Consider the following 10622-nt stretch of genomic DNA (forward strand, 5'->3'; position numbering starts at 1 on the left):
GCAGATTCGTCAGGCTGACGTTGCCGCGCTGTCGCGGCAAACAGTGCTCGATCTGCTGATATTGGGCTTCGGTGATTTCCATACCCGAAGTATACGAGCAAATTCATTTAGTGTGAACACGCCCTAGCCAAGATTACCACCATGCCGGCCTACTTTCGGCACCGGGTGAAACAGCGATGAAAGACGACGCGGCAGAGATATTCACGCTCGATGAAGTGGCGGCCTACCTCAAGGTGGGCAAGCGCACGGTCTACCGCCTGGCAGCGGCCAGGAAGATCCCGGCGTTCAAGGTCGGGGGCACCTGGCGCTTCCGGCGCCAGGAAATCGACCTGTGGATCACGGAACAGACCGAAGGGGGCAGGCAAGGCCATGAGGATTGACATGCCCAAGCCCAGCCCGTGCCGCGCGAACAGAACATGACGATATGAACAGCGGAAAAGTACAAGACCAAAGCCAGATCAAATGGATCTCCGACTTCATCTGGAACATCGCGGATGACCGCCTGCGCGACGTGTACGTGCGCGGCAAGTACCGCGACGTCATCCTGCCCTTCACGGTACTGCGGCGGCTGGATGCGGTGCTGGAGCCGACCAAGCAGAAGGTGCTGGAGCGCAAACGCTTCCTCGACAAGAACAAGGTCGCCGAGCAGGACGGGGCGTTGCGGATGGCCGCTGGCCAGGCCTTCTACAACACTTCCGAATTCACGCTGGCCAAACTCAAGGCCGCAAGCCAGGGCCAGCGCCTGCGCGAAGACTTCATCGCCTACCTCGACGGCTTTTCGCCCAACGTCCAGGAGATCCTCACCAAGTTCAAGTTCCGCGACCAGATCCAGACGCTGGTCGATGCCCATGTGCTGGGTTATCTGATCGAGGACTTTCTCGACCCGGACATCAACCTGTCGCCGCTGCCGGTCAAGGACGTCGACGGCCGCATCAAGTTGCCGGCGCTGGACAACCACGGCATGGGCACCGTGTTCGAGGAGCTCATCCGCCGCTTCAACGAAGAAAACAACGAAGAGGCCGGCGAGCACTTCACCCCGCGCGACGTGGTCAAGCTCATGGCCAAGCTGCTGTTCCTGCCCGTGGCCGACCAGATCCAGTCCGGCACCTACCTGCTCTATGACGGCGCCTGCGGCACCGGGGGCATGTTGACCGTCGCCGAAGAGACGCTTCAGGAGTTGGCGGAGGACCACGGCAAGGAAGTCTCCATCCACCTCTTCGGGCAGGAGATCAATCCCGAAACCTACGCCATCTGCAAGGCGGACCTGCTGCTCAAGGGCGAGGGCGACGAGGCCGAGCACATCGTCGGCGGGGCGGACAAGTCCACCCTCTCGGCCGACCAGTTCCGCGCCCGCGAGTTCGACTTCATGATCTCCAACCCGCCCTACGGCAAGAGCTGGAAGACCGATCTGGAGCGCATGGGCGGCAAGCAGGGCCTTAACGACCCGCGCTTCATCGTGAGCCACGGCGGCGACCCGGAGTTCAGGCTCATCACCCGCACCAGCGACGGGCAGCTCATGTTCCTCGTGAACAAGCTGCAGAAGATGAAGAAGAACTCGCCCCTGGGCAGCCGCATCGCCATCGTCCACAACGGCTCGGCCTTGTTCACCGGCGACGCCGGCCAGGGCGAAAGCAACATCCGCCGCTGGGTGATCGAGAACGATTGGCTCGAAGCCATCATCGCGCTGCCGCTCAACATCTTCTACAACACCGGCATCGCGACCTACATCTGGGTGCTCGCCAACCGCAAGGCCGAGCACCGCAAGGGCCGCGTGCAGTTGATCGACGCCAGCCGCTGGTTCCAGCCGCTGCGCCGCAACCTGGGCAAGAAGAATTGCGAGCTCACCGAGGCCGACATCCAGCGCGTGCTCGACCACTACCTCGGGCAGCCGCAAGACACGCCGGAATGCAAATGGTTCGACAACGCCGACTTCGGCTACTGGAAGATCACCGTCGAACGCCCGCTGCGCCTGAAGAGCCAGCTCAAGCGTGCCGCCATCGAGAACCTGCGCTTTGCCAGCGGCGACGAGCCGCTGCGCGCCGAGCTTTGGGCCCGGTATGGCGATGCGCTCTACACCCGGCTCGCCAAGCTCAAGCCCGAGATCGAAGCCTGGCTGAAGGGCGACGACGGCGACGAAGACGAAGTGTCCGAGGGCGAGGACGAGAGTATGCCCGCCAGAAAGGCGGTGCCCGAAAAGCGCCGCAAGAAGCTCCTCGACGCCGCGACCTGGCAACGCGACAAAACCCTCGTCGAGCTCGCGCTGCTGGCGCGGCAGGAGCTGGGCGACGGCGTCTTCGACGACCACAACGTGTTCCGCGAGCGCTTCGACGCTGCGATGGCCAGACACGGCAAGAAACCGGCCGCCGCCGAAAAGAAGGCGATCTTCAAGGCCGTGAGCTGGCGTGACGAATCCGCGCCGCCGGTGATTGCCCGCCGCACCAAACTCAAAAAGAACGAACGCTTCGCGCCCGGCCATGATGGCGTGACGCTGGAAACCGCCGGCAACGATCGCTTCCTGGTGGAGTACGAGCCCGACCCGGAGCTGCGCGACACCGAGCAGGTGCCGCTCAAGGAGACCGGCGGCATCGAGGCGTTTTTCGAGCGCGAGGTGCTGCCCCATGCGCCGGACGCCTGGATCGACCGGAGCAAGACCCAGATCGGCTACGAGATTTCCTTTGCCCGCTATTTCTACCAGCCCGCGCCGCTGCGCACGCTCGACGAAATCCGCGCCGACATCCTCGCGCTGGAGCAGCAGACCGAGGGTTTGCTGAAGAAGATAGTGGGGGCGGCGTGATGGCGATGGCGAGCGCGTATCCGAAGTATCAGCCGCTTGATTCGCGCTGGTTGCCGCGCGTGCCGGAGCACTGGTCGATGCTGCGCGCCAAGAACTTCTTGCGGGAGATCGACGACCGCTCGAAAACCGGCGAGGAAACGCTACTGTCAATGCGTATGCAGCGGGGCCTGGTGCCGCACAACGATGTGTCGGTAAAGCGCATCGCCCCAGAGAATCTCATCGGCTACAAGAAGGCACAACCGGACGATCTAGTGTTGAACCGGATGCAGGCGGGCAACGCCATGTTCTTCCGTAACCGCCAGCCGGGTTTGGTCAGCCCGGACTACGCCGTATTCCGCTTGCTCCGAGACGACAACCCCGAGTATCTCGGCCACCTGTTTCGTTCGTGGCCAATGCGCGGGTTGTTTCGCTCGGAATCGAAGGGACTCGGGACTGGCACGTCAGGCTTCTTGCGCCTCTACTCGGATCGCTTCGCGGCACTGGAAATTCCGCTGCCCCCGCGCCCCGAGCAAGACCAGATCGTCGCCTACCTGCGCGCGCAGGACGCGCACATCGCCCGCTTCATCCGCGCCAAGCGCGAGCTCATCAAGCTGCTCACCGAACAGAAGCTCGCCATCATCGACCGCGCCGTCACGCGCGGCCTTAACCCCGCCGCGCCGCTCAAACCCTCCGGCATCGCATGGCTGGGCGATGTGCCGGAGCATTGGGGGGTTCTCAAACTCAAGTTCGCCACGAAGCGAATCGTTGGAGGCTCCACGCCGAAAAGCGACGAATCTTCCTATTGGGATGGCGGCATCGTCTGGGTGACGCCACGCGACATCAGCAAAACCGATTCCCTGCACACGTCGCTGCGTACCATCACGGCGGCTGGCTTGCAGTCCTGCGCGGCTACGCTTGTGCCCCCCGGAAGCATCATCATCACCTCACGCGCGCCGGTTGGGAACGTTGCCATCGCGCGAGTTGAGCTTTGCACGAATCAGGGTTGCAAGGCTGTGGTGCCCGCGTCGGATATCGCCATCAGCGACTTCTTGTACCTGCTGTTGCTTCGCATGAAGGAACGGCTTCAGGTTCTCGCAAACGGTACGACGTTCGCGGAGATCGGCACGTGGGTGCTTGCCAACGAGTTCATTCCAGTTCCGCCTGTCTCCGAACAGCAAGCCATCTGCCGCTGGATCGCCGACGAATGCCATCCGCTCGACGAAGCCATCGCCCGCGCCGAGCAGGAAATCAAGCTGATCCGCGAATACCGCGACCGCCTGATTGCCGACGTGGTCACCGGCCAAATCGACGTGCGCGGCTGGCAGCCCGGCCCGGACGATGCGGCGAGCGACGAGGAACTGGCTGCCTTGGGCGACGACGAGGCCGGCAACAGCGACGAGGAGGAAGCCGATGGCGACAACTGACACCAGCGAAAAAGGTCTCGAAGCCCTGATCGTGCGCGATCTGGTCGCCCGCGGCTACGTGCAGGGCCATGCCGCGGACTACCACCGCGACGTGGCACTGGACCTGACCCAGTTGCTCGCCTTTTTGAGGGCCACGCAGCCGAAGGCCGTCGAAACGCTCAACCTGGACGCCGACGGCATCCAGCGCACCCAGTTTCTGCACCGGCTGCAAGGCGAGATTGCCAAGCGCGGGGTGGTGGACGTGCTGCGCAAGGGTGTGGACCACGGGCCGGTACACGTCGATCTCTACAAGCTGTTGCCGACGCCGGGCAACGCGGCCGCCACCGAGGCCTTCGGCAAGAACCTCTTCAGCGTCACCCGCCAGGTGCGCTACAGCAACGACGAGTCTCAGCGTGCGCTGGACATGGTGGTGTTTATCAACGGCCTGCCGGTGCTCACCTTCGAGTTGAAGAATTCACTGACCAAGCAGACCGTGGCGGACGCCGTGGTGCAGTACCAGACCGACCGCAACCCGGCCGAACTGCTGTTCCAGCTGGGCCGCTGCATCGCCCACGTGGCGGTGGACGATGCCGAGGTGCGCTTCTGCACCCACCTGACCGGCAAGACCTCCTGGTTTCTGCCCTTCAACCAGGGTTGGAACAGCGGCGCGGGCAACCCGCCGAACCCGAATGGCCTGAGGACCGACTACCTGTGGAAGCAGGTGCTGGCCAAGGAGTCGCTGGCCAACATCATCGAGAACTACGCGCAGGTCATCGAGGAGGAAGAGGAAGACACCAATGGCCGCAAACGCAGGACGCGCAAGCAGATTTTTCCCCGCTTCCACCAGTTGCGCACCGTGCGCGCGCTGCTGCGCCGTTCGCGCACCGACGGCGTGGGCAAGCGCTACCTGATCCAGCACTCGGCCGGCAGCGGCAAGAGCAACACGATTGCCTGGCTGGCACACCAGCTGGTGGAGCTGAAGACGGCGGCGGACGACACACAGGCGCAGTTCGACTCGGTCATCGTCATCACCGACCGCCGCGCGCTGGATGCGCAGATCGCCCGCACCATCAAGGCCTACGACCATGTGGCTTCGATCTACGGACATTCGGAAAGCGCCGACGAGCTGCGCACCTTCCTGCGCCGGGGCAAGAAGATCATCGTCACCACGGTGCAGAAGTTCCCGTTCATCCTGGACGAGCTGGGGGACCTCGGCGACAAGAAGTTCGCGCTGCTGATCGACGAGGCGCATTCCAGCCAGGGCGGCAAGACCACGGCCAAGATGCATCTGGCGCTCTCCAGCCAGGCGGCAGAGGGCGCCGAGGAAGAAGAGGAATCGGTCGAGGACAAGGTCAACGCCTTGATCGAATCCCGCAGGATGCTGGCCAACGCCAGCTACTACGCCTTCACGGCCACGCCCAAGACGAAGACCCTGGAGCTTTTCGGCGAGCGCCAGGTGGTGGGCGACACGGTGCAGTTCCGTTCGCCCGAGGAGCTGACCTACACCACCAAGCAGGCGATCCAGGAGGGCTTCATCCTCGACGTGATCGCCAACTACACGCCGGTGTCGAGCTTCTACCACGTCGCCAAGACCGTCGAGCACGACCCGGAGGTGGACAAGGCCAAGGCGCTGAAGAAGATCCGGCGCTACGTGGAGTCCCACGACAAGGCCATCCGCCGCAAGGCCGAGATCATGGTCGATCACTTTGCCGAACAGGTGATCGGAGCCAAGAAGATCGGCGGCAAAGCCCGCGCGATGATCGTATGCAACGGCATCGCCCGGGCCATCGACTACTTCCGCGAGGTGTCGGACTACCTCACCGAGATCAAGAGCCCGTACAAGGCCATCGTGGCGTATTCTGGCGAGTTCGAGGTGGGCGGCTCGAAGAAGACCGAGGCCGATCTCAACGGGTTTCCGAGCAAGGACATTCCGGCCAAGCTCAAGCAGGAGCCGTATCGCTTCCTGATCGTCGCCAACAAATTCGTCACCGGCTTCGACGAGCCGCTGCTGCACACGATGTACGTGGACAAGCCGCTGGCCGGCGTGCTGGCAGTGCAGACGCTCTCGCGACTGAACCGGGCGCACCCGCAGAAGGCCGACACCTTCGTGCTCGACTTCGCCGACAACGCGGAGGCCGTGAAGGCGGCGTTTCAGGAGTACTACCGCGCCACGATCCAGGAGGGGGAGACCGACCCGAACAAGCTGCACGACCTGAAGGGCGACCTGGACGCACAGCAGGTCTACAGCTGGCAGCAGGTCGAAGACCTCGTTGCGCAGTACCTGGGCGGCGCCGAGCGCGACCGGCTCGACCCGATCCTGGATGCCTGCGTAGCAGAGTACGTCGAGAAGCTCTCCGAGGACGATCAAGTCAAGTTCAAGGGCAAGGCGAAGGCCTTCGTTCGCAGCTATTCGTTCCTTTCAGCCATCCTGCCCTACGGGCACCCGGCATGGGAGAAGCTGTCGATCTTCCTCAACTTCCTGATCCCGAAGCTGCCCGCGCCCAAGGAGGAGGACCTGTCCAAGGGTGTGCTGGAGGCCATCGACATGGACAGCTACCGCGCGCAGGCGCAGGCCTCGATGCGCATGGCCATGGACGACGCCGATGCCTTCGTCGAGCCGCCACCGCCCGGTGGTGGCGGAGGTGGCGGCGAGCCGGAGCTGGATCGCTTGTCGAACATCATCAAGCAGTTCAACGACCTGTTCGGCAACATCGAGTGGCATGACGCCGACAAGATTCGCAAGGTCGTCACCGAAGAGATTCCGGCACGGGTCGCGCAGGACAAGGCCTACCAGAACGCGCAGGCTCACTCAGGCAAGCAGAACGCGCGGCTGGAGCACGACAAGGCGCTCAATCGCGTGGTGTTGGAGCTGCTGGACGACCACACGGAACTCTTCAAGCAGTTCAGCGACAACCCGAACTTCAAACGCTGGCTGGCGGACATGGTGTTCGATTCGACCTATCGTCCCGGTGCAACACCACCCACGCCGCCGCAGGGCAGCGCGTGAATCTGTTTACTCAAGGTGCCCGACCACATCAAGGCGTTGGTCGCCGCGCTGGAACGCGCCGAACCATGCATCGCGGGAATTGGCATGGGCCCGGCTGAGCAGCATGGCGAAGCCTTCGCCGCCGTGCTGGCTGGCCGTGCCGAAATCGCCGCTGTCAAACCGGGCCTCGCGTATCAGTGTGGGCGCGACAGATTTCATGGCGTACTCGAAGAGGTCGAGAAGATGGGCTTGCAGGGCCTCGTCGACATTCGCGGCGGTGACGTCGTCGATAATGGCCTTCTTGAATTGTGCGTTCACAGCGGCACTCCAGTGATCAAGGAGATGACATGAACGCGCTGTTTCGGCGTGAAGCCAAGTGCTTGCGAACCGTTCGATCTCAGGCGTTGCGAAGGAGCCAAACGGCCTCAGTTTCCCGACGCGATACAAGGCCCGGGAGTACCTTGCCGCCGCCATAGATCCAGCGCCGCAGTTCCATCGCGGCGGCGCTCCAGTCCCGCTGGTTAACCCGCCGCCGTAGCGTCGAGGTCTGCAAACGCCCGCCGCCGAGATTGAATGTGAAATCCACGATGGCCGCGAGCCGACTTTCCGGCTCCGTGGTCAGCACCGGGCAGTAGCGCAGCGTGGCGGCGAGCGCCGTCCGCAGGTCACGGGCCAGATAGACCTCGGCTTCGGCCTCGCTGATTGGTGGATGTGTGGCATCGCAGAGGTGGCCGAAGCCAATCGTCCAATACCCCGCCGGGCAGATGTAGGGGTGCGCGCGGCCGGGATCGTTTTTCGGCACGCGGTGGAAGCCCTCGAAGCGCTTGGCCAGATCGATGGCCATTTGCGGCACCTCGATCACGGCCGCACCCGGTCGAACACGCGACCCAAAAACCAGAAGTTCAGCACCCCGGCCCACAGCGCCTGGTCGGCCTCTGTCCACGCGTGCAGGACGGCCACGCCCCATCCCGTGCCGGCAGTCACGGCGGCCGCAAACGCCGCCGTCTTGGCCGCGCAGTACAACGCCATGAACCAGTAGGTGATCACGGGCCGCACGCTGCACGACAGCGCGTCGGCCCAACGCACGCCGGTTTTCTCGCCCTGAGTCCGCACGGCGTCACGCAGCGTCTCGATGGCACCGACGTTCCACGCCGCATCCGCGCTCGCGCCGATCTCGGCCATCCGCTGCGCGCCGCGCAGCTTCTCGAACTCCAGCGCCTTGTCCTGCATCGCCAGCTCGTGGCCGCGCTCGCCCTTGCGGTCGAGCCATTTCAGGATTTCCGGCGCGAGACGGAAGGCCCCGCCGAGGAGGCCACCGAGCAAGGTCTCGATCATTGCGAGCCTCCCATCAGCTTGAGCTTGATGGCGGCACCCACCAGCAGCGCGGCCAGGATGCCGGTCGTGACCACTTTGATGAAGGTTTGCCACGCGGTGCGCCGGGCATCGCGCCACGCATCCAGCAGATCACGCAGGTCACGGATGTCGCGCGCCGCGTGGCCGTTTTCCAGGCCGAGATGGGCGAGGCAACGCTCGGCTCCGCGTTCGGCGGCACGGTCGAGCAGTTCGTCGAAGTCCTCCTTGCGCAGCAGGAGCATGTTCTCGACGAGCGCTGGTTTGCTGTCAGGTTCAGTCATGGGTGGTCTCCAGAAATGCGAAACCCGCCTCGAGGGCGGGTTTCAGGTGGGCGAAAGTAATGATCAGAAGGCGAGGCCAGGGCTCCAGCCGGAGGCCTTGTAGACTGAGAGCACGCCCTCGTCCTCGATGAAGCAGGTCCAGCCAATCTTCGGGGCGTAGAACGACCACCCCGCATCGATGCGGACGGCAATCTGGCCGGCTTTTCCGGCCCAGGCACCGGTGGGATTGGCCGCCACGATGTAACGGTCGCCGTTAGCGGGCGAGGCCGGCGGCGTGGCTTGCGCGCGCGACTTCACCGACAGCTGCAGCACCGCATCGAGCAGCTTCAGGTTGGCATCCATCCCGGTATTCCACCCCGACTCGCGGGCGGCCCAGCCGTAGTTCACGCCCAGGTTCGGGCCTTGCAGTGCAGCCATGTCATTCTCCTTGTGTCATTCCCCATAACTTGCCCCGTAGAACATGCCGTAGCCACGGCACTCGGGGATGTCGATCTGCTGGGCCTGCCAGCTGGTGTACCCGTCGCGCACCGCCTCGACCTTGACGGTCAGTTTTTCGTTCGGTCGATTCAGGCCGCTCTCGGCAATCTCAGTGGCCATCGGATAGGTCCAGCTCGTGCCGGTCAGGCCTGTTTCCGTGTGCCTGAGCGTGCCGGCCTCGCCATAGATCCGCACGGTGTAGGTCGTGCCGGGTTCCGGCCCGATGTTCGATTCCCCTTGAGTCACCAGATAGGCGGTCTGCAGCACCCGGCTGCGGTGGGCCCAACTGACCGTTACCTCCCCGGTGATGTAGCTCACGCTGTAGTCGAGGTTGTTGACCCGGAATTTCCCCGGCGGATACGGCCGCATCTGCCGCTTGGCGAACGTGTAGCTGATCGTCGGCGCCGACGCCTCCGCCAGAACGCCCATCCCGGTGACGGGGAGCACCTTGGTCTGCACCGTCTCACCGTTCAGGTACTGGCTCGTGTTGTAGAACTGCCCGCCCTCGATGAAGTACAGCCGGGCGCCGGCCGAATGCTTCGCCGGCACCGTGTCCAGCACGCCCCGATCCACCGTCACCGTGCCGGCGGCCACATTGATCGCTTTCACGGCGACCAACTCGCTGCCGACCTGCGCGTAGGTATTGAGCGTGACCAGATCCAGATCGACCCCGTAGAGCACGTTCAGCACCGTCTCGGTTTGCCCGATGTCGTTCGCCAGCACGCAGGACGGGATGAAATCACCGACGCCTATCTTCTCGAAGGCCGCCGAGCCCTGCCGGGTCAACACCGCGTAGTTGATCGCCGCATCTGAGGGGCGCACCGCTGACACGGACAGGAACCCGCCATTCGGATCAATCTCGGCCTGGGCGGCGGCCGACTCGCCCGTCATCTCATGAACAATTGTCCAGTACGGCAGTTCGCTCAACGACACGAAGTTCGCGGCGATAGGCGCTTGCCGGGGATCGACCCAGCCGCTCTCGGCGGGCGCGAGATAAACGGCATCGGGCAGGCCGAACACGTCCTCGACGCAGGTGATCCGCACCCGGCCGTCGGCCAGCGTCCCGTAGCTGATCTGCGCGACCCGAAGGATCAATTGCTCGATCCGCAGCTCGGGCCAGGAGAATCTGAACACGTCGCCGATGTTGAGGCTGGCGGCCGTGCGGTTGGCCACCAGCGTGATCTTCGCCAGAGTCGACGACAGCTGTCGCAGATCCCGCATTGCGAGGCGTGCGGCTAAGGCGCCGTTGGCCACGCCCTCGTAGCTGACCTTGGCATCCTTGATTTCCCCCAGGGACCGTTCAATGCCGGCGATGTCCTGCACCGAGATCGACACACTCTTGTCGGTCG

General features: G+C 63.9%; 10 protein-coding genes. 4 read left to right on the forward strand and 6 right to left on the reverse strand.

Going from position 1 to position 10622, the window contains the following annotated elements:
• Window positions 1-176 precede the first annotated feature (176 nt).
• From CDO44_RS03060 to CDO44_RS03075, 4 genes are read left to right on the forward strand one after another with little or no spacing between them, the layout of a single operon-like run.
• Complete coding sequence (locus tag CDO44_RS03060; RefSeq protein ID WP_087778812.1) at window positions 177-380, forward strand: helix-turn-helix domain-containing protein; 204 nt, start codon at window positions 177-179, stop codon at window positions 378-380.
• 44 nt (window positions 381-424) lie between these two features.
• Window positions 425-2794 carry a class I SAM-dependent DNA methyltransferase gene (locus CDO44_RS03065; RefSeq protein WP_087778814.1) on the forward strand — a complete coding sequence of 790 codons (2370 nt, stop codon included), beginning with the start codon at window positions 425-427 and terminating at the stop codon, window positions 2792-2794.
• On the forward strand, window positions 2794-4197 hold the full coding sequence (locus CDO44_RS03070) for a restriction endonuclease subunit S (RefSeq protein WP_087778816.1): 1404 nt from the start codon (window positions 2794-2796) through the stop codon (window positions 4195-4197). Before CDO44_RS03065 ends, CDO44_RS03070 begins: the two co-directional genes overlap by 1 nt.
• Window positions 4184-7183, forward strand: a complete 3000-nt coding sequence (locus CDO44_RS03075; protein WP_087778818.1) for a type I restriction endonuclease subunit R — start codon at window positions 4184-4186, stop codon at window positions 7181-7183. Before CDO44_RS03070 ends, CDO44_RS03075 begins: the two co-directional genes overlap by 14 nt.
• Before the next feature lie 6 nt (window positions 7184-7189).
• Here CDO44_RS03075 and CDO44_RS03080 read toward each other — a convergent pair whose 3' ends face one another.
• The 6 genes from CDO44_RS03080 to CDO44_RS03105 form a co-directional block, all read right to left on the reverse strand.
• Window positions 7190-7480, reverse strand: coding sequence for a hypothetical protein (locus CDO44_RS03080; protein WP_087778820.1), 291 nt, complete (start codon window positions 7478-7480; stop codon window positions 7190-7192).
• A 79-nt stretch (window positions 7481-7559) separates the two neighbouring features.
• A complete protein-coding gene (locus CDO44_RS03085) occupies window positions 7560-8024 on the reverse strand; it encodes a lysozyme (RefSeq protein WP_087778822.1) in 465 nt (154 codons plus the stop codon).
• Complete coding sequence (locus CDO44_RS03090) at window positions 8021-8497, reverse strand: hypothetical protein (protein ID WP_087778824.1); 477 nt, start codon at window positions 8495-8497, stop codon at window positions 8021-8023. The genes CDO44_RS03085 and CDO44_RS03090 overlap by 4 nt, the downstream gene beginning before the upstream one ends.
• Window positions 8494-8796, reverse strand: coding sequence for a DUF6127 family protein (locus tag CDO44_RS03095; RefSeq protein WP_087778826.1), 303 nt, complete (start codon window positions 8794-8796; stop codon window positions 8494-8496). Before CDO44_RS03095 ends, CDO44_RS03090 begins: the two co-directional genes overlap by 4 nt.
• Window positions 8797-8859: 63 nt before the next feature.
• On the reverse strand, window positions 8860-9213 hold the full coding sequence (locus tag CDO44_RS03100; protein WP_060784893.1) for a DUF2793 domain-containing protein: 354 nt from the start codon (window positions 9211-9213) through the stop codon (window positions 8860-8862).
• A gap of 15 nt (window positions 9214-9228) precedes the next feature.
• Window positions 9229-10622: phage tail protein (locus CDO44_RS03105; protein ID WP_233146016.1), on the reverse strand; the 1394-nt coding region annotated here is incomplete at its 5' end.

The organism is Pigmentiphaga sp. NML080357 (assembly GCF_002188465.1).
GTDB lineage: Bacteria > Pseudomonadota > Gammaproteobacteria > Burkholderiales > Burkholderiaceae_B > Pigmentiphaga.